18 protein-coding genes are annotated in these 17,904 nt (G+C 73.6%); 6 read left to right on the top strand and 12 right to left on the bottom strand.

Annotation, left to right across the window (positions count from 1 at the left end; translation table 11 throughout):
- Positions 1-37 precede the first annotated feature (37 nt).
- From ACLQ20_RS10110 to ACLQ20_RS10100, 3 genes are read right to left on the bottom strand one after another with little or no spacing between them, the layout of a single operon-like run.
- On the bottom strand, positions 38-865 hold the full coding sequence (locus ACLQ20_RS10110; RefSeq protein WP_151454607.1) for an ABC transporter permease: 828 nt from the start codon (positions 863-865) through the stop codon (positions 38-40).
- Positions 862-1,746 carry an ABC transporter ATP-binding protein gene (locus tag ACLQ20_RS10105; protein ID WP_327028218.1) on the bottom strand — a complete coding sequence of 295 codons (885 nt, stop codon included), beginning with the start codon at positions 1,744-1,746 and terminating at the stop codon, positions 862-864. The genes ACLQ20_RS10110 and ACLQ20_RS10105 overlap by 4 nt, the downstream gene beginning before the upstream one ends.
- Positions 1,743-2,663, bottom strand: coding sequence for an ABC transporter substrate-binding protein (locus ACLQ20_RS10100; RefSeq protein ID WP_225852184.1), 921 nt, complete (start codon positions 2,661-2,663; stop codon positions 1,743-1,745). Before ACLQ20_RS10100 ends, ACLQ20_RS10105 begins: the two co-directional genes overlap by 4 nt.
- 216 nt (positions 2,664-2,879) lie before the next feature.
- Between ACLQ20_RS10100 and ACLQ20_RS10095 the strand changes: the two genes are divergently transcribed.
- On the top strand, positions 2,880-3,818 hold the full coding sequence (locus ACLQ20_RS10095) for a MaoC/PaaZ C-terminal domain-containing protein (RefSeq protein ID WP_425855125.1): 939 nt from the start codon (positions 2,880-2,882) through the stop codon (positions 3,816-3,818).
- 87 nt (positions 3,819-3,905) lie between these two features.
- Here the strand turns inward: ACLQ20_RS10095 and ACLQ20_RS10090 are convergent, their stop codons facing one another.
- From ACLQ20_RS10090 to ACLQ20_RS10080, 3 genes are all read right to left on the bottom strand, one after another.
- Positions 3,906-5,195 (bottom strand): RNA polymerase sigma factor, encoded by a 1,290-nt coding sequence (locus tag ACLQ20_RS10090; protein WP_425855122.1) that lies wholly within the window; start codon positions 5,193-5,195, stop codon positions 3,906-3,908.
- A gap of 5 nt (positions 5,196-5,200) precedes the next feature.
- The gene (locus ACLQ20_RS10085) at positions 5,201-5,551 is read right to left on the bottom strand and encodes a YciI family protein (RefSeq protein WP_425855121.1); all 351 of its coding nucleotides are present in this window, start codon (positions 5,549-5,551) and stop codon (positions 5,201-5,203) included.
- Between the two features lie 124 nt (positions 5,552-5,675).
- Positions 5,676-7,667, bottom strand: coding sequence for a SpoIIE family protein phosphatase (locus tag ACLQ20_RS10080; protein WP_425855119.1), 1,992 nt, complete (start codon positions 7,665-7,667; stop codon positions 5,676-5,678).
- Between the two features lie 309 nt (positions 7,668-7,976).
- Here ACLQ20_RS10080 and ACLQ20_RS10075 point away from each other — a divergent pair, with 309 nt between their 5' ends.
- The 4 genes from ACLQ20_RS10075 (at position 7,977) to ACLQ20_RS10060 (ending at position 11,589) form a co-directional block, all read left to right on the top strand.
- Positions 7,977-9,092, top strand: coding sequence for a DUF4185 domain-containing protein (locus ACLQ20_RS10075; RefSeq protein WP_151454601.1), 1,116 nt, complete (start codon positions 7,977-7,979; stop codon positions 9,090-9,092).
- Between the two features lie 99 nt (positions 9,093-9,191).
- Positions 9,192-10,319, top strand: coding sequence for an FtsX-like permease family protein (locus ACLQ20_RS10070; RefSeq protein ID WP_425855373.1), 1,128 nt, complete (start codon positions 9,192-9,194; stop codon positions 10,317-10,319).
- Positions 10,316-10,993 (top strand): ABC transporter ATP-binding protein, encoded by a 678-nt coding sequence (locus ACLQ20_RS10065; protein ID WP_151454600.1) that lies wholly within the window; start codon positions 10,316-10,318, stop codon positions 10,991-10,993. Before ACLQ20_RS10070 ends, ACLQ20_RS10065 begins: the two co-directional genes overlap by 4 nt.
- Positions 10,994-11,007: 14 nt before the next feature.
- Complete coding sequence (locus ACLQ20_RS10060; RefSeq protein WP_393169557.1) at positions 11,008-11,589, top strand: TetR/AcrR family transcriptional regulator; 582 nt, start codon at positions 11,008-11,010, stop codon at positions 11,587-11,589.
- Between the two features lie 3 nt (positions 11,590-11,592).
- Here the strand turns inward: ACLQ20_RS10060 and ACLQ20_RS10055 are convergent, their stop codons facing one another.
- From ACLQ20_RS10055 to ACLQ20_RS10030, 6 genes are all read right to left on the bottom strand, one after another.
- Positions 11,593-12,720 carry an FUSC family protein gene (locus ACLQ20_RS10055; RefSeq protein ID WP_151454598.1) on the bottom strand — a complete coding sequence of 376 codons (1,128 nt, stop codon included), beginning with the start codon at positions 12,718-12,720 and terminating at the stop codon, positions 11,593-11,595.
- 34 nt (positions 12,721-12,754) lie between these two features.
- Positions 12,755-13,132 carry a sensory rhodopsin transducer gene (locus tag ACLQ20_RS10050; protein WP_151454597.1) on the bottom strand — a complete coding sequence of 126 codons (378 nt, stop codon included), beginning with the start codon at positions 13,130-13,132 and terminating at the stop codon, positions 12,755-12,757.
- A complete protein-coding gene (locus ACLQ20_RS10045; RefSeq protein ID WP_425855116.1) occupies positions 13,129-14,346 on the bottom strand; it encodes a D-arabinono-1,4-lactone oxidase in 1,218 nt (405 codons plus the stop codon). Before ACLQ20_RS10045 ends, ACLQ20_RS10050 begins: the two co-directional genes overlap by 4 nt.
- 30 nt (positions 14,347-14,376) lie before the next feature.
- The gene (locus ACLQ20_RS10040; RefSeq protein ID WP_151454595.1) at positions 14,377-14,643 is read right to left on the bottom strand and encodes a potassium transporter TrkA; all 267 of its coding nucleotides are present in this window, start codon (positions 14,641-14,643) and stop codon (positions 14,377-14,379) included.
- 124 nt (positions 14,644-14,767) lie between these two features.
- Positions 14,768-15,532 (bottom strand): rod shape-determining protein, encoded by a 765-nt coding sequence (locus ACLQ20_RS10035; protein ID WP_425855370.1) that lies wholly within the window; start codon positions 15,530-15,532, stop codon positions 14,768-14,770.
- Positions 15,533-15,676: 144 nt separating this feature from the next.
- On the bottom strand, positions 15,677-15,883 hold the full coding sequence (locus tag ACLQ20_RS10030; RefSeq protein WP_151455249.1) for a hypothetical protein: 207 nt from the start codon (positions 15,881-15,883) through the stop codon (positions 15,677-15,679).
- Between the two features lie 555 nt (positions 15,884-16,438).
- On the opposite strand from ACLQ20_RS10030, the gene ACLQ20_RS10025 reads away from it, so the two are divergent.
- Positions 16,439-17,803 (top strand): endo-1,4-beta-xylanase, encoded by a 1,365-nt coding sequence (locus tag ACLQ20_RS10025; protein WP_151455248.1) that lies wholly within the window; start codon positions 16,439-16,441, stop codon positions 17,801-17,803.
- Positions 17,804-17,904 lie beyond the last annotated feature (101 nt).

The following is a 17,904-nucleotide window of genomic DNA, read 5'->3' as shown; positions in this document are numbered from 1 at the left end:
GATAGGGGGTGGATGGCGTCGGCGACGGGTCGGGCCGCTAGAAGTTCACGCCGTAGCGGCGCAGGGTCCGTCCCGTGACCAGACGCAGGATCCAGTCGAAGAGGTAGCCGAGCAGGCCCAGGGCGATGATGCCCACGAAGACCCATTCCGTCTTGGCGTAGTTCCGTGCCGTCCAGATCAGCGATCCCAGGCCGCTCTGGGCGGCGACGATCTCGGCGGAGACGATCGTCAGGAACGAGTTGCCCATCGCCAGCCGGGCCCCGGTGACCACGTGCGGCACCGTCGACGGCAGCACGACCGAGACGAGGCTGCGTACGGGGCCGGCGCCGAGCGCGCGGGCCGCCCGCATCCGGATCTCGTTGACCGACAGCACCCCGGCCAGGGTGTTGAGGGCGACGATGAAGACGGTGGTGTAGAAGATCAGCGCCACCTTCGACGCCTCCCCCGGCCCGAGCCAGATGATGGCCAGGGTGACGAAGGCGATCGGCGGCACGAAGCGGAAGAACTGGATGTACGGGTCGAGCATCAGCCGCAGCCAGGGGATGCAGCCCATCAGCAGACCCATCGGCACGCCGACGAGCACGCCGAGCAGCCAGCCGGTGAGGATGCGGGTCGAGGACGCGCTGACCGAGTCCCACAGGGTCCCGTCGCGGACGAGTTCGACCGCGCCGTCGAGGGTGAGCCGCGGCGAGGGCAGGAAGAAGGCCGTGTAGTTGCGGCTGACCAGGTCCCAGATCAGGACGCCGAGCAGCACCGACAGGACCGACAGCCCGATGCGGGTCAGCCGGGGCCAGCGGTTGCGGCGGGGGCCGGCCGACGCCGACGCCCTGGTGCGGTCGGGAACGGTGGGTGCCTCGACTGTCATCGCCCCTCCGTCCGGTCGTCGCCCGCGCCGGGCCGCCCGTCGTGGCCGTCGTCGAGCCCCTGGGCGCGCAGCGTCCGGGCCACCTCGGCGCCGATGTCCTCGCGCAGCTCCCGGAAGAGCGCCGCGCAGGCCGGGTCGGTCAGGTCGCGGGGGCGGGGCAGGTCGCAGCGGTAGTCCTTCTTGATGGCCGCCGACGGTCCCGCGGTCATCGTGACGATCCGGTCGCCGAGCAGGATCGCCTCGCCGATGTCGTGGGTGACGAAGATGATCGTGGCGCCGGTCTCGCGCCAGATCCGGTCGAGTTCGACCTGCATCACGAGCCGGGTCTGGGCGTCCAGCGCCCCGAACGGCTCGTCCATCAGCACGACCGAGGGGTCGTTGGCCAGGACCCGGGCGAGCTGGGCCCGCTGGCGCATGCCGCCGGAGAGCTGCTCGGGGAACCGCTCGGCGCTGTGCGCGAGGCCGACCATCGCCAGGTACCGCTCGACGACCGCCTCGCGCTGGGCCTTCGGCACGCCGCGCATCTGCGGCCCGAAGGCGACGTTCTGGCGTACGGTCAGCCAGGGGAACAGCGCCTCGGCGCTCTGGAAGACCACGCCCCGCGACACGTCGGGCCCGGTCACGGGCTCGCCGCCGCAGGTCACCTCGCCGGCCGCCGGCCGGACGAAGCCGGCGACCGCGTTGAGCAGCGTGGACTTGCCGCAGCCACTCGGGCCGAGTAGGCAGACGAGTTCACCGGCGGCGATGTCGAGGCTCGCGCCGCTGACGGCGACGAACTCGCCGAAGCGGATGTCGACGTCGCTGATACGGATCGGGGAGCCGGCGCGGCTGGCGGGTCGGCCGGCGAAGGTCGTGGCGGGTGCGGTGCCGTCGACTGTCACGCCACCCCCTTGACCATGACGGTCGCCGGGTCCGCCTTCTGGGTGACGATCTTGCTGTCCTGCTGGAACTGGGCGATCTCGCCGTAGCGCTTGAGGTCGTCGTCGGTGAAGTCGCGGACCTGGCACTGGACGCCCTCCAGCAGCGTCTGGGCCTCCTTCGCCGGCACCTTGATGGCCTTCTCGGTGACCGTGCCCGCCTTGGCCGGGTCCTTCGTGAGCTGCTCGCACGCCTGGCCGATGGTCTGGACGACCTTCTTGGCGGTCTCCTTGTTGGCCTCGTACCAGGCGCCGTCGACCCCGATCACCAGGTTGTAGACGTAGCCGATGTCGCCGCTGGTCAGCAGGACCTTGCCGCCGTTGGCGACGCCGCGCGACGGCCACGGCTCCCACATGATGTAGCCGTCCACGTCGCCGCGTTGCAGCAGGGCCGGCATCTCGGCGGGCGAGGCGTTGACGAACTCGACGGACTCCCGGCTGATGCCGCGCGCCGCGAGGACCTTGTTGGTGGCGTACTCGTTGACGGTGCCGGGGACGACGCCGTACTTCTTGATGCCCGACACGTCGTTGACGCCGGAGCGCGCCACGAGCTTGATGAAGCTGGGCGACTGCGAGAAGACGGCCAGACCCTTGATGTCACCCCGGGTGGCACGGTTCAGCAGGCTCGACTCGGTGCTGGCCGTGAACTGGCCCTGCTTGGCCAGGATCGCGTCGAGGCCGCCGGTGCCCTCCTGGAACTGGGTGACGGTGACGTTCAGGCCGTTGGCCCCGAACAACTTCTCCTGGTCGGCGAGGTAGATCGGGGAGTACGCCGGGTCGACGCCGACGCCGAAGTTGACCGCCGCCGACGGGGCCGCCTCGCCGCCACCGGACTCGGTCGGGGTCTGGTTCTCCGCGCATGCCGCAACGGCGGCGGTCACCAGCAGGGCTGCTACCGCAGCTCGCAATGCTCGCATTCTCATGGCTACCCCAGATACCTAGCGGCTCATATTATGGTTACCGTTGCTTAATATGGGACGCTACTGCCGGACGGTGGGCGCAGTCAAGAGATTCGGCCTCACCTTCCTGCAACAGACAGTAGCCGTCGATCATCGCCAGCCGACGGGTCGAACCCGCGACCACAGACCGGGAGTCCGATGAACACGCAGGACAAACGGGCCCATGCCGCCCGGACGCAGCCGCCGCCCACCGCCGAAGCGACCGAGTTGACCACTCTGCGTAGCCAAGGATCCGCTGGCGGCGGCCGGCTTGTCGCGCCGGCGCTCGTCGGACTGCGCACCTCGCTGGAGCGGGCGTGGACCCCGACCGAGACGATCCTCTACGCCCTCGGGGTCGGCGCGGGACAACGCGACCCGGCGGCGGAGCTCCGCTTCACCACCGAAAACTCCACCGGCCACCCGCAGCGGGTGCTGCCGACCTTCGCCAGCGTGCTGGCCGCCGACCCGCCGCCCCTGGGCGAACTCACCGCGATCCGGCACGCGGAGGAGGCGCTGACCCTGTTCCGCCCGCTGTCACCGGGCGGGCAGGTGCACACCACCGCCGCCGTGACCGCCCTGCACGACCAGGGCAGCGGTGCCCTGGTCGAGCACGTCTCCCGGCTCCACGACCCGGCGGGCACGCTCGTCGGCACCGTACGCCGGGCCATGTACGTCATCGGGGCCGGCGGATTCGGCGGGCGTCGCGCCCGGCCCGCCCGCTGGCAGCCGCCGGCCGACCCACCCGAGCACCGGATCGTCGCCACCGTCCGCCCGGACCAGGCGCTGCTCTACCGGCTCAGCGGGGACCGCAACCCGCTGCACTCCGATCCGGCGGTCGCCGGTCGGGCCGGGCTGCCCCGTCCGATCCTGCACGGCCTGTGCACCTTCGGCTTCGCCGGCCGGCTCCTGCTGCCCCTCGTCGGTGACGACCCGATCCGCGTCCGGCACGTCCGCGTCCGCTTCGCCGCCCCGCTGCACCCGGGCGACACCCTGACGGTGCACGCCTGGCGGCGCCCGTACGGCGTGGTCTTCCGCGCCACCGACGGGACCGGACGGGTCGTCCTGGACCGGGGCGTGCTGGCGGTCTCCGCCCGGTGACCACCCGCCTGTCCGTCCTCCGGTAGCGCCCCGACAGGGCGGAGCGGGTCCTACGGGGCCGCCCGGCCGCGGTCGGCGGTCACGCCGTCACGTGCCCGGCGCGCGGAGCCGCTCGATCGCGTCCAGCCTGCGGCGCAGCAGGGCGCGTTCGGGTTCGGTGCCCGCCAGGCCGAGTGCCTCCCGGTACGCCTCGGCGGCGTCGGCGTGCCGGCCGAGGCGGTGCAGCAGGTCGGCCCGGGCGGCCGGGTAGGGGTGGTGGCCCCGCAGCAGCGGCTCGTCGGCCAGCTCGTCCAGCAGCGCCAGTCCCGCCTCCGGGCCGTCGCGCATCGCCACCGCCGCCGCCCGGTTCAGCGCGACGACCGGGGACGGCGCGAGGGCGAGCAGCACGTCGTAGAGCGCGACGATCTGCGGCCAGTCGGTGGTGGCGAGGTCCGCCGCCTCGACGTGCAGGGCGGCGATCGCGGCCTGCACGCCGTACGGGCCGGGCGGGCCGCCGGCCAGCGCGACGGGCACCAGGTCGAGGCCCTCGGCGATCATGCGGCGGTCCCAGCGACCACGGTCCTGCTCGTCGAGCAGCACCAGCTCGTCGTCCGGGCCGGTGCGGGCGTCGCGGCGGGCGTGGATCAGCAGTATGAGCGCGAGCAGCCCGGCGACCTCCCGGCCGGCGGGCAGCAGCCGGCGCAGGATCCGGGCCAGCCGGATGGCCTCCTCGGCGAGGTCGAGCCGCTGCAGGCGCGGGCCCTCGCTGGCCGCGTACCCCTCCGTGAAGATCGAATACACCGCCTGGAGCACGCCCGGCAGCCGCTGCGGCAGCTCCTGCGCGCCGGGCACGCGGAACGGGATCCGGGCCTCGTGGATCTTCTTCTTCGCCCGGGTGATCCGCTTGGCCATCGTCGCCGTCGGCACCAGGAAGGCGCGGGCCACCTCGGGTGTGGTCAGGCCCGCCAGGTAGCGCAGGGTCAGCGCCCCATGGTCCTCGGCCGCCAGCGCCGGGTGCGTGCAGGTGAAGAAGAGTTGCAGCCGCTCGTCCGGCAGCTCACCGCCCGGCATCGGGGCGGGGGCGGGCTCCGCCCGGTCCGCCTCCGCCTGGAGGATGGCCAGCCGCGCGGCAAGCGCCTGGTCCCGGCGCAGCCGGTCGACCGCCCGGCGGCGCGCGGTGGTCATCAGCCAGGCGCCGGGCCTGGGCGGAACGCCGTCGACCGGCCACCGGGTCAGCGCCGCCTCGACGGCCTCGGAGGTGACCTCCTCGGCCAGGTCCAGGTCGCCGAAGCGGCGGACGAGGGCTGCCAGCAGCCGGCCGCGTTCCTCACGGAACACGGCCTCCACGACCGCCGGCGCCTCGTCCGTCCCCCCGGTGTCGGCGGGCGCTCCGCCCACCGCGCTCAGCCCCCGAACTCGGCGACCGGCCGGACCACGACGGCGCCGCTCCCGCGCGCGCCGGGGCAGCGCGCCGCCCAGTCGAGCGCGACGTCGAGGTCCGGCACGTCGATCACGTAGAAGCCGCCGAGGATCTCGCGGGTCTCGGCGAACGGCCCGTCCGTGACGGTCCGCCTGCCGTCCTCGCCGACCCGCACGGTGGTGGCGGTGACCAGGTCCGCCAGCGACTCGCCGGAGACCAGGATCCCCGCCTCGCGCACCTGCTTGTCGTACGCCATCCAGTCGCTGACGTCGCAGCCGGCGGCCCCGCCGTCCTCGTCGACCGCACTCGCGTTGATGAGCAACATGTACTTCATGATCCGACTCCCCTCAGTGTCGCGTCGCCGCTGCCGTACCGGGCGACGCCGTACGACATCACTACGGACGGGGGACGGCCGATTGGACAGCCGGCCCGAAGATTCTTTCCCGGTTCGGCTCCGGCTACCGGTGGAACCCGTCGTCCCTGCCGTTCGCGGAGGGCTCCGGCAGGAGGTGACCCAGCCCGGTCAGTTCCAGCACGGCGTGGGCGGGGCTCTGCGGGGTGGCGGTGACGCGCAGATGCGCGACGATCCGGGCGACCTCGTGCAGCACCCGTACGCCGGTGCTGCTCAGGTGGGTGACGGGGGTGAGGTCGATGGTCAGCGGCAAGCTGCCGCCGCGGCTGGCCTGCATGATCGCGGCGCGCAGCCGGGGGCCGGTGACCAGGTCCACCGGCCCCTGCACGCGCAGCACCCGGCCCGTCGGCGCCTCGATGACGGCGGCCGTGAACTCCTCGACGACGGCGGCCTGCTTGTGGGGGCCGGCCGCCTGGGCGGCGGCCACGGTGGTGACGTTGGTGGCCTGGCCGATGTGGTGGTGCATGCTGACGGTGGTGCCGGCCTCGGTGTGGCTGACCTCCGCGCGGTCGACGAGCCCGCGGATCATCGTCAGCCCACGGCCGCGACCGCCCGGGTCGGCGACCGGTGGGCGCCACCGCCCCTGGTCGGCGCAGGTGACGTGCACGACGCCCTGGTGGTCCAGCGTGCCGTGCAGCGTGAACGTCCCCGGCGTACCGCTCGGATAGGCGTGGTCGACGGCGTTGGTGACGGCCTCCCCCGCGGCGTGGACGAGGTCGCTCGCGTCGAGTTCGCCGGCCCCGATCCGGACGAGCCAGTCGCTCAGGTGCCGGCGCATCGGGCGCAGCGCCGTCCTGTCGGCGGGCAGGGTCACGTGCAGCGGTGCGAGGGGCTGCGGCAGGAGGTGGGCGGCGAGGAGCGTGGTGTCGTCGCCGAAGCCGCCGCCGGCGAGGGCGAGCCGTTCCGTGACCAGGGTGCAGATCCGGTCGGGCAGCCGCTGCGGGACGGTCGTGGCCGCGTCGAGTATCGCCCGCCGGGCGGCCGCCGCGGCGTCGGCCAGGATGCGGGCGCCGTCGTGCAGGCTCTGCCGGGGGCGTTCGATCAGGCCGTCGGTGTAGAGCAGCAGGACGTCGTCGGCCCGTAGCTGGTGGGTCTGCACCGGGGCGGGGTCCGCTCCGGTGCCCAGTGGTCCCGTGGGCGTCAGGGGCAGGTACCGGGCCTCGCCGGTGGCGCCGATCACCAGCGGCGCGGGGTGTCCGTGGCTGGCCGCTTCGAGCGTCCCCGTGTCGGGATCGAGTACCGCGAGGCAGGTGGTGGCCGCCCGGGTCACGTCGGCGCGGCCCGCGAAGTCGTCCAGGACCGCCAGCACCTGCGGCAGGCCGCCGCCCGACTGCAACGCCTGCCGGGCGACCGTACGGAGCTGACCCATGGCCGCCGCCGCCGTGGCGCCGTGCCCGACGACGTCGCCGACGGTCAGCGCGAGCCGCCCGTCGGGCAGGGGAACCACGTCGAACCAGTCCCCGCCGGCGACGAGGTCGCTGCTCGCGACCAGGTAGTGGGCGGCGACCTGCACGTGCGGCAGGACGGGCAGCACGTCGGGCAGGAGGCTGCGTTGCAGTTCCAGGACCAGACCGGCGGCCTGACGGTAGCGCCGCTCCGCGGTGGCGGCGGCGGTCTCGGCGGCCTGCCGGGCGGCCACCACGGGGGTGGCGTCGACGGCCTGCACGATCACCCCGCGCACCGAGCCGTCCGGGTTGCGCCACGGCGCCATGTCGAACGTGTAGAAGGCCTCGGTCAGCGTGCCGTCGCCGTTGCGGTCGGTCAGGACGCGCTGCTCGTAGCCGTGCGAGCGGATGCCGTGCAGGGCCTGGTCGAGCAGTTCGAAGATGTGCTGGCCGGCGAGTTCCGGCACCGCCCGACGGAAGGGCTCACCGATCAGGCCGCTGCGGTTGCCGACGGCGGCGCGCACCGCCGGGTTCGCGGCCACCACCCGCAGCTCGGGCCCCTCGAAGATCCACACGAATCCGGGCAGCTGCTCGAACCCGTCGAGCACCGCCTGCGGGTCACCGGAGGACCAGCGTGCATGCGGAGCGGTCACCGACGCCCACCCTCACCCGTGCCCACCAGCAGCACCCTGTCATGCCCGCGCCCGCCCGTCCAATCCGTCGCGTGCGTCCACGCCGTCGAGGATCCGGGGGCGGCCCGCCGCGGTGAGCGCGTCGGCGAGCCGGGTACCGGGCCCCGCCGCCGACCCGCGAGGTGACCTCGGGGCGCGCACCGACGGTCCTTGACCACGCCGGCCGGTTGGCCGTAGGTTCCAGCCCTACATCGACATCGGTAGTTCGATGTGGCCGGCACGGCCGGTCCGTTCCCCCACGTCCGCAACCCCCTCGCGACAAGGACGGTCATGACGATCACCCGCCGCTCGCTGCTCGGCACGGTCGCCGCGGCCGGCCTGGCCACGGCCGTCGCGCCGGTCCTCGCCCCCGGCACGGCCCGGGCCGCCGCCTGGAAGAAGCGCCTGACCGGCGCCGACCTGGACACCAACCACCGGTGGCGCGTCGCGGGCACGGACCTGGGCATACCGTACGTGCTGGAGAACGGCTCGATCGGCTACCTGTTCGGCGACACGTTCGACACCCCGTGGCCCGAGGGTCCGCCGGTGCCGAACGACTGGCGCTCGCCGGTGATGCTGCGCTCCGCCGTGCACCCGGGCGCCGCCGGCGGGATCGTCTTCGACAGCGCCGCCCGGGTGGCGGGCAACGGCCGGGCCCCGGAGCTGATGCACAACGGCCACCACGGCATCGGCATCGACGGGCTGCGGGAGGTGACCGTCATCCCGAACGACGGCATCGCCTTCCCCGAGACCGGCCGGCAGCTCGTGTCGTACATGAGCATCGAGAACTGGAACTCCGCCGGCCCGGCCGGGCCGCACTGGCGCTCGCGCTACGCCGGGCTGGCCTACAGCGACAACGGCAACGACTTCATCCGTACGCCCCTGAAGTGGTGGAACGACGCCACCAACACCGACCCGTTCCAGATGTGGACGATGCAGCGCGACGGGGACTGGGTGTACGTCTTCTCGGTGCGCGCCGGGCGCCAGCACGGGCCGATGATGCTGCGCCGGGTCCGCTGGGACCGCCTGTTCTCCCCCGAGTCGTACGAGGGCTGGGGTTGGAACGGCAGCAACTGGGGCTGGGGCCGCCCGTGCACGCCCATCCTCACCGGCCGCTTCGGCGAGCCCTCGGTGCGGCGGCTGGCCGACGGCACCTGGGTGATGTCGTACCTGAACTGCGCCACCGGGTGCATCGTCACGCGCACGGCGGACGGGCCGGACCGGGTCTGGACGGCCGAGCGGATCCAGGTCACCTCCTGGCAGGAACCGGGCCTCTACGGCGGCTTCATCCACCCGTGGTCCAGCCGACGCGCCAACGACCTGCACCTCATGGTCTCGAAGTGGACCAGGACGCCCGACAACCGCAGCACCGCCTACCACGTCAGCCAGTTCGTCGGATCGGCGTAGCCAGACGCCGCCCCGACCGACGGCGCCGGGAAGGATACCGACAGCGTGTTGGTACGATGCCAACATGCAGTCGGTAAAATTGCGCCCCCGGTGGTGGGCATGTTCCTAGCGGTACGCGAACTGCGGTTCGCCAAGGCCCGGTTCGGCCTGATGGGGGCCGTCGTCGCGCTCATCGCGGTGCTGGTGGTGCTACTGTCCGGGCTCTCCACGGGCCTGGTGAACGACGGCGTGTCGGGGCTCCAGCGCATCCCGGCGACCTCCTTCGCCTTCGCCGACGGGGTGCAGCACGATTCGGCGTTCTCCCGCAGCGTCATCGACGTCTCCGCGGTGGACACGTGGCGGGCGCAACCACGCGTCGCCGACGCGGTGCCCTTCGGCAACGCGCTGGTCAACGCCCGCAGCGACTCGGGCGTGGAGATCGACCTCGCGTTGTTCGGCGTGCCCACCGACTCGTTCCTCGCCCCGCCCGTGGCCGAGGGCGCCCGGCTGGACGCCGCGAACGGCATCGTGGTGAGCCGGACCGCCATCGAGGCCGGGCTGCGGGTGGGCGACACGGTCACCGTCGACCGGATCGGCACCCGGCTCACGGTGGTGGGCGCCATGGCCGAGCAGCACACGTTCGGTCACGTCGACGTGGCCTACCTACCGCTGCGGATCTGGCAGGAGATCAAGGCCGGCGTCCGCCCCGGCGAACCCGTACCGGGCGGCACCTACGAGGAGATCACCGCCGTGGCGGTGCGGGCCGCCAACGGTGCCGAGGTCGACCTGGCGGCTGGTGACCGGGCCGCCGGCACCGAGAGCCTGTCCCGCACCCAGTCGTACGGCGCCTCGCCCGGCTACACCGCCGAGACGTCGACCCTGCGGCTGATCGAGTGGTTCCTCTACGCCATCTCGGCGCTGGTGGTCGGCGCCTTCTTCACGGTGTGGACCATCCAGCGCCGTGCGGAGATCGCCGTGCTGCGGGCCATGGGCGCTCCGACGGCGTACCTGCTGCGCGACGGGCTGGTCCAGGCCCTCGCGTTGTTGCTGCTCGCCGTCGGCGCGGGCGTCACGGTCGGCACAGCGGCCGGCAGCCTGGTCGGCAGCGGCATCCCGTTCGCGCTCAGCGCGCCGGCGATCGCGGTGGCCGCCCTCCTCCTGCTCGTCCTCGGCCTGCTCGGAGCGGCCGTGGCCATCGTCCGGATCGCCGCAGTGGATCCGCTGACCGCACTGGGAGCGAACCGATGACCGACACCGGCCTGGTCATGCGCGGTGTGAGCCTGCGCTTCGGCGATGGCGACGACACCGTACCGGCCTTGGACGGCGTCGACCTGACCGTTGCCCCCGGGCAGTTCGTCGCGGTCGTCGGCCCCTCGGGCGCCGGCAAGTCCAGCCTGCTCGCGGTGGCCGGCGGGCTGACCGTCCCGACGTCGGGTTCGGTCACCCTCGGCGGGCGGGACATGACCGTGCCGAGCGCACGGGCGCGGGCCGCACTGCGCCGGGAGTTCGTCGGCTTCGTGTTCCAGTCCGGCAACCTCATTCCCGCGTTGACCGCCGTGGACCAGCTGCGGCTGCCGGCCCGCTTCGGCGGTCACGGCTCCCGGGCGCGCGAGGCGACGGCCCTGCTCGACGAGGTCGGGATGGCCCACAAGGCGAACCGCCGACCGCACCAGCTCTCGGGTGGCGAACGGCAACGTGTCGGCATCGCCCGTGCCCTGGTCAACCGGCCGCGACTACTCTTGGTGGACGAGCCGACCGCCGCCCTCGACCGTGCCCGCAGTCACGAGGTGGTGGAGCTGCTCGCCCGCGAGACCAAGGAGAACGACGTCGCCACCGTCATGGTCACCCACGACCACGACGTGCTGCGCCACTGCACGACGGTGTACGAGATGATCGACGGGCGACTGATGCCCGTGCCGTGACGATGGGGGTTCCCGTGCCGAAGATCCAGGCGCCCACGGTGGCCGAGCACCGGGCCCGCCAGCGGCGGGCGATCCTGGCGGCGGCCCGGGAGATCCTCGCGGAGAGCGGGGCGCAGGCGCCGAGCCTGGCCGAGGTGGGCAAGCGGACAGGCCTGGCGCGCCCCAGCGTCTACCAGTACTTCAAGTCGCGGGAGGACCTGCTCAACGCCGTCATCGCCGACATGTTCCCGGAGTGGTCGGCATACGTCACGCAGCAGATGGACCGGGCCACCGACCCCGGCGGGCGGGTGCTGGCCTACGTCGAGGCCAACCTGCGCCTCGTCGCCCAGGGGGAGCACGCGGTCATGCGTGGGCTCGCCGCCAGCGTGCCGGGCGCCGTCCTCGCCGAGGAGAGCCGCGTCCTGCACGACCAGTTGCGTACGCCGCTGGTGGCGGCCCTGGCCGAGCACGGCGCGAGCGACCCGGCCGCCGCGGCGGAGCTGATCCAGGCGGTGGTCTACGCGTCCTCACAGATGATCGAGAACGGCACCTCGGAAGCCGCCGTGCTCGCCCTCACCCGGGATCTCCTGGGCCCCTACCTGCGACAGCAGGGCTGAGCGTCACGGATGTCCGGCGGCGGCCCGGCGCACCAGCCGACGCGCCTCGTCGCGGGGGACGCCCGTGGCGCGCAGCAGGTCGTTGGCGATGGTCCGCAGCTGGGACACGACGATGGTGCCCGAGAACCCCATGTCCTGACGGCACGCCTCACCGGCCTCCCGCACCGCCGCCAGCACCCGCTCGCGCGCACCGACGGGTTCCCGGGCGGCCAGGAACTCGCGGTGCAACATCCGGACGGCCTCGCCGTAGCGCTCGACGGCGGCGGGCAGGCCGGGCGGCACCGGCTCGTCGTCGCGCAGGGCGGTGCCGATCCGGCGCACGAGGGTGCGGCTGTTGCGGAAGGCCCGTTCCATGTGCTCCACGCCGTGCCGGTACGCCCGCAGCGCCCGGCGGCGGCGCCAGCGCAGCGGCGAGAACCTGGTGACCTCCTCGGCGGCCTCGACGGCTTCGCTGAGCCGGTCGAGTTCGGGCTCTGCGGCGCGCATCCGGTCGAGCACCTCTTCCGCCGCGCGGGCGTCGCCGCGGGCCAGCGCCTCCGCCGACGCGGTCAGCTGGCGGGCGAAGAGGTCCAGCGCGGAGTCCGCCACGCGACGCACGGTCCGCAGCGGATGCAGCGGGACGATGACGAGCACGACCAGCAGGCCGACCAGCCCGCCGACCAGCGCGTTGACGGTCCGGGGCAGCTCCAGGTCGGGATTGTTCGGGGTGAGGGTGGCCACCAGCACGCCCGTACCGCCGGCCTGGGTCATGAGGGCTCCGCCGCCGCGGACCAGCACCGCCACGGCGATCGCCAGGAAGACGATGACGCCGGTCTGCCACGGCCCGGTGCCCAGCAGGCCGATCAGCACGTCGCCGACGGCGATGCCGAGCACCACCCCGGCGATCAGCTCGACGGTGCGGCGGGTGCGGTTGCCGATGGCCGCGGCGATCACACCGACCGCGGCGGCCGGCGCGAAGGTCGGGTCCTGGTTGCCCAGCACCTCGCGGGCCGTCACCCAGGCCAGGGCCGCGGCCAGACCGGCCTGCACCGCGAGGAGGAGGTACGACTGCAGGCGCCGGTAGGTCTCCCGGCCGGTGCGGCGCAGCCGGGAGTCCGACTCCGCCGCCGCCGCGTCCCCCACGATGCGCATGGCCGGGGTTACCCTGCCCGCCCGGCCCCGAACGTCAGGCGGGGTGGGCCATGACGCCGGTCAGCGCGACGACCCCGGGCAGCCGGGTGTCCTGGCGCAGGAACTGCACCACCACCGGCACCGGCGAGCGCAGCAGGCAGCCGTAGGGACGGTCGAGGCGGACCGCCTCCGGATCGATCAGGTCGTTGACCCGCACGTGCCGGATCCGTCGCGCCCCGACCAGGATCCGGTACGGCCCGACGGGCTCGGCGTCCTCGTAGTAGACGTCCAGGCTGACCTCGGTGTCCTGGTCGGTGGCGTTGAGCACGCAGAGCTGGTCGAAGCTGGTGAACTGCGGTTCGGGACCGTGGCCGGGGAACGGCACGTGCCCGCCGGGAACGACCCACGTGCGGGCACCGAGCTGTGCCGTCACGCCTCCTCCAGCAGCCGGGCCAGGTCCGGGGTGAGGAACACCCCGTCCGGGTCCAGTCGGCGCCGCAACGCCTGGAAGTCGTCCCAGCGGGGATAGAGCGGACGCAGCTCGCGGGCGGTCAGCCAGTGCTTCTTGCCCCAGTGCGGCCGGCCGCCGTACTGCCGGAAGACCGCCTCCATGTCCCGGAAGTACTCCTCGTACGGCAGGGTGGTGTTCTGCAGGCAGGCGATGGTCGCGGTCGGCCGGCCGTAGGCGTTGCTCAGCCAGATGTCGTCGGCGGCGATGCTGCGCACCAGCACCCGCCAGCCGGCGACCCGGCGGTGCCGCTGCCTGATGCGCCGCCGCACCTCCGCGAAGCAGGCCGGCAACGCCTCCACCGGCAGCATGTACTCGATCTCCTCGAACCGCAGTTCCCGGTGGCGGGGGATGGCCCGGTGGGTGGGGGCCACGTGGACCTCGCGGGGCTCGTCCACGGCCGCCGAGCCCGGTACCCGCGGCGCGTGCCACACCCGCTCGTCCGGCGTCTGGTCGACCCGGTTCATGACCCGGACCTGGGTCAGGTCGTTGCGGGGATACCAGTAGAAGTCCATGTTGCGGTTGGTGTGCTGCAACTCGGCCAGGTGGTCCAGGGTCCAGGCGACGGGCGCGCACCAGGACCGGCGGTGCAGCTGGTAGCGGGGTTGCACGGCCAGCGTGACCCGGGTGAGTACGCCGAGGGCGCCCAGGGAGAGCCGGGCCGCCGGCAGGAGCTCCGGGTGGTGGTCCGCGCTGACGTCCACCGTGTCGCCGGTTCCGGTGACCAGCCGGACGCCGGCGACCTGGGTGGAGAGGTTGCCGAAGCCCAGGCCGGTGCCGTGGGTGCCGGTGGCGGTCGCGCCGGCGATCGACTGGTAGTCCACGTCCCCGAGGTTGTCCATCGCCAGCCCCGCGTCGTACAGGCCCTCCCCGAGGGCCTTGAGTTTGGTGCCGGCGCGGACCGTGGCGAGCCCGTCGTCGTCGGCGATCACCCCGGCGAGCCGGTCGAGGCTGGCGAGGATCCCGTCGGTGCGCACCAGCGGGCTGGACGAGTGCCCGGAGCCCACCGGCCGCAGCGTCGTGCCGGTTTCCCGGGCCCGCCGCACCAGCGCCCGCACCTCGTCCTCGTCGGCGGGCTCGGCGTACTCGGCGGGGGTGAACGACAGGCTGCCGGACCAGTTCACGAACTCTCGTCCCACGTCCCCTCCCCCCGCGTCCGGTCAGGCGGCTTACCCGCCGCCGGGTGGGGTAGTCGTGAGCGCGCCGGGCCCGGTGACGTCGAGGACGTCGAGCAGGCCCAGCAGTCCGGCGAGCACGACGGCCTCGTCGTGGGTGAGGGTGATGCTGCGGGTGGCGTCGGGGTCGTCGCCGTCCGGGTAGACCAGCTCACGCCGGCCGCCGACGTGGTGGGTCACCACCCCGACGCGCACTCCCGCGTCGGTGGTGAACATGCGGCGCAGCCCGATACCGGGCAGGGGGGTCAGCTCGACGTCCATCGAAGGCTCCAGGTGTGCGGGGAAGGTCGGTCCCGGCCCGGTGGGCGGCCGGCGGGCGGCGGGCGGCGGGCGGCGGGCGGCCGCACGGCACCGTCGTCACGACGCCGTGCGGCACCGCCTGTGGTCAGCCGGTGAGCAGCAGGCGCAGGCCGGCGAGCGTGGCCAGGTGCGGATCGGCGGGCATCGTGACGACCCGGCCGGTCAGCGCGGCCAGCCGGGCCCCGAGTTCGGGGTGTACCGCCCCGCCGCCGGTGATCAGCAGCCGGCGTCGCCCCGGGAACGCCGGCCGGGCGCCCACGCGTCGGACCGCGTCGGCGATCAGCGACACCCGGTCGAGAGGGTCGGGCGCGTCGACGCGCTCGACCGCCTCGACCGCGCGATCGGCGATGTGCGCGATCTCGGTCCGGCCGTGTCCGATGTCGACGGCGACCACGTCGTCGCGGTCGAGGTCGGCCCGGCAGGCCAGGGCGGCGGCCAGCGGCTCCTCCACCGTGGCGACCCGCCCGCCGAACGCGTGGCGGACCGCCGCGACCAGGAGGTCCTTCTGCCGCAGGGTGGCGGTGGCCGGCACGCCGACCACGACCGGGGAGACGTCGTCACCCGGCCGTCCGCTCGCCGCGGCCAGCACCCGCAACAGGTGTACGCAGCCGAAGAAGTCGGCCACCACGCCGTGGCGTACCGGCCACAGCAGCTTCGCGTCACCGGTGTCCCGCAGGGCGATGGCGGCACGTCCGACGGCCTGGGCGCCGGACGACGTGCACGCGACGACGGCGGGCTCGGTGACCACCGTGCCGGAGACCGGCGTCCACAGTCGCACCGTGGAGGTGCCCAGGTCGAGGGCGACGGGATGCCGCAGACCGAGGCGGGCGTATGCGCCGGGGGCCAGCATGCTCACCGCCCCTGTCGTGGGGCGGGCGTGACCCGGGGTCCGTCGCCGACGGGCCGGGGCAGGGTGGATCGATCGTGATGCGGGGTCGGCATGGTGCTCCAAGCCACGGGCCCGCGTCGCGGGACGCGGGGAGGCGGACGGGCTTCAGACGGCGAACGTCAGCCCGGGCGGAGCGCGGTCGGCCGACCAGGCGGGCACGCAGCCGGGAATGGCCCGCCGCGCGCTCCGGAAGACGATGCACAGCCCGACGGACCGGGCCGCGGAGAGCACCATGAGCAGCACGGTCAGCATCAGCAGCGCCGGCAGCGAGACCCGCTTGCCGGCGCGGCGGAGGCCGTGCCGATCCTGCATGTCCCCACCATAGCCGGGCGTCGTGCGGACCGGGTGGCCGCCTGCGCGCGGTGGTCGGCGCCGCCCACGGGCTCGGCAACCTCGTCCCGCCGCTGATGACGGGCTGGGCGTACGGCGTGCGGGGCCGTACGCGATCGGTCTGATGCGGTTCGCCGACGTCGCGCCGGCCGCGGCGGGTGCACGCCGGTGCAGATGGGCGGCCTGGCCAGGCGCGACCTCTGACGCGTTACGGAGGCGTACCGGAAAATCCGACCGGCGGACACTCATCCCGGCAGCATGGAGATCAACAGCAGCGCCCGCCTCCCTTTCCGGCCGATCGCTGACCTGCCGTGTGCCACCAATCGACCGACGCGACAGGCTCGGAGACTACCGAAACTTTTCCGGAAATTCTTGCTCGGCCGCGCGCCGCGCTGCCATACTCCACATCCATCAGGGTCGATGACGGCGGGTCCGCGGCCCGTGCGCCGCAGCCCGCCGGGCGGCCCTGATCCGGCACACCCCCACCACACCGGTCCGTCCCCCCGACGGTGCGGACCGGCCCCGGAAGGAGCAGGAATGACCGAGAGGCACCCCCGGGACACCCGGTCGAGATCGCGTTCGCGGGCGCGCGCGGCCATCGTCGTCGCCGCCGTGGGACTGCTCGCGGCGACCGGCGCCACGGTCCTGCCCGGCGCGGCGAGCGCCGGGACCACGCTGGGCGCGTCGGCGGCGGAGCGCGGTCGCTACTTCGGCGCCGCCGTCGCCGCCAACAAGCTCAGCGACAACACCTACGTCACGATCCTGAACCGCGAGTTCAACTCGGTGACGCCCGAGAACGAGATGAAGATCGACGCCACCGAGCCGCAGCAGGGGCAGTTCACCTTCGGCAACGCGGACCGGATCGTCAGCCACGCCCGCAGCCGGGGCATGAGCGTGCGGGGCCACACCCTGGCCTGGCACTCGCAGCAACCCGGCTGGATGCAGAACATGAGCGGCAGCGCGCTGCGCCAGGCGATGCTCAACCACGTCACCCAGGTGGCCACCCACTTCCGGGGTCAGGTCGTGGCCTGGGACGTGGTCAACGAGGCGTTCGCCGACGGCAGCAGCGGGGCCCGGCGCGACTCGAACCTCCAGCGCACCGGCAACGACTGGATCGAGGCGGCGTTCCGGGCCGCCCGGGCCGCCGACCCCGGCGCCAAGCTCTGCTACAACGACTACAACACCGACGACTGGAGCCACGCGAAGACCCAGGCCGTCTACGCGATGGTCCGCGACTTCAAGCAGCGCGGCGTGCCGATCGACTGCGTGGGCCTCCAGTCGCACTTCAACAGCGGCTCGCCCTACCCGGGCAACTACCGCACGACCCTGTCCAGCTTCGCCGCGCTCGGCGTCGACGTGCAGATCACCGAGCTGGACATCGCCGGGGCCTCGCCCACCACGTACCGCAACGTGGTCAACGACTGCCTCGCGGTCTCCCGGTGCACCGGCATCACCGTGTGGGGCATCCGGGACAGCGACTCCTGGCGGGCCTCCGACACGCCGCTGCTGTTCGACAACAACGGCAACCGCAAGCCCGCGTACGACGCGGTCCTCGCCGCCCTCAACAACGGCACGCCCCCGCCGACCTCGCCGCCGCCGACGACCGGCCCGACCACCCCGCCGCCTGGCGGCAGCTGCACCGCCACCCTGCGCGACGGCACCCGGTGGGGCGACCGGTTCAACAGCGACGTCACGGTCAGCGGCGCCACCAACTGGACCGTCGTCGTCGCGGTGACGCCCCCGCAGAAGGTCTCCGCCACCTGGAACGGCACCCCGAGCTGGGACGGCAACGGGAACGTCATGACGATGCGCTCCAACGGCAGCGGCAACGTCTTCGGGTTCACCACGATGGCCAACGGCAACTGGACGCGCCCCCAGGTGCGCTCCTGCACCGCCTCCTGACCGTCGGGCGACCGGACGGCCCCGGGGACGGCGCCCACCGCGCCGCCCCGGGGCCGCCGGGTGGCGGCCCGGGCCGGGTCGCCGGCGGTACGCGCGACGCG

It is taken from the genome of Micromonospora sp. DT46, from assembly GCF_049841735.1.
Lineage (GTDB): Bacteria > Actinomycetota > Actinomycetes > Mycobacteriales > Micromonosporaceae > Micromonospora > Micromonospora reichwaldensis.
The sequence above is the reverse complement of the archived record's forward strand: the minus strand, read 5'-3'. Positions and strand labels throughout refer to the sequence as shown.